The sequence below is a fragment of the Pseudomonas sp. 32_A genome (assembly GCF_017490905.1).
In the GTDB taxonomy this organism is placed as follows: domain Bacteria; phylum Pseudomonadota; class Gammaproteobacteria; order Pseudomonadales; family Pseudomonadaceae; genus Aquipseudomonas; species Aquipseudomonas inefficax.
The window spans coordinates 1-431 of sequence record NZ_JAFGYI010000392.1; the positions used below are offsets into that span (position 1 = coordinate 1).

1 protein-coding gene is annotated in these 431 nt (G+C 61.0%); it reads right to left on the reverse strand.

Annotated elements, in window-relative coordinates; all coding sequences use genetic code 11:
- Positions 1 to 202: 202 nt before the first annotated feature.
- Positions 203 to 431: hypothetical protein (locus J5M58_RS27195; RefSeq protein WP_207880563.1), on the reverse strand; the 229-nt coding region annotated here is incomplete at its 5' end.

Sequence of the window (431 nt, forward strand, 5' to 3'; positions counted from 1 at the left end):
GTTCCGGGAAGCCGCGCATCACGCCGAATTCCTCCGCATACGGATACAGCCGCCTGATGCCTTCCTCCAGATCCATGACGTTCTCCTTCGCCGTGCCGACGTCGGTCGGCACGCCTATGTGGGTTCGAATGTTGCCGGGGTGCGGTTGCATGAAATCGACGAAGCAGGCGACGCGCATCGTCGTCGAAGCCGAAAAAATATATCAGACGATGATTGATCGGCGTTCGTTGCTACCGGTATTTTTCGGTGCGAATTCGATTCGTTGAAGAATACGCGGCATCGTTGCGCGAGCGCCTTGTCGTGCCCGCCGGATTCGACGCATCGCGGCCGCCTTGCGACGGTCGACGGCCGAGCGGCGGAGGTGGAGATGGCAGGGGAAGTGAAGGCGACGGCCAGGCGGCATTCGATCAAGCGCGCGCGCACCGTTCATT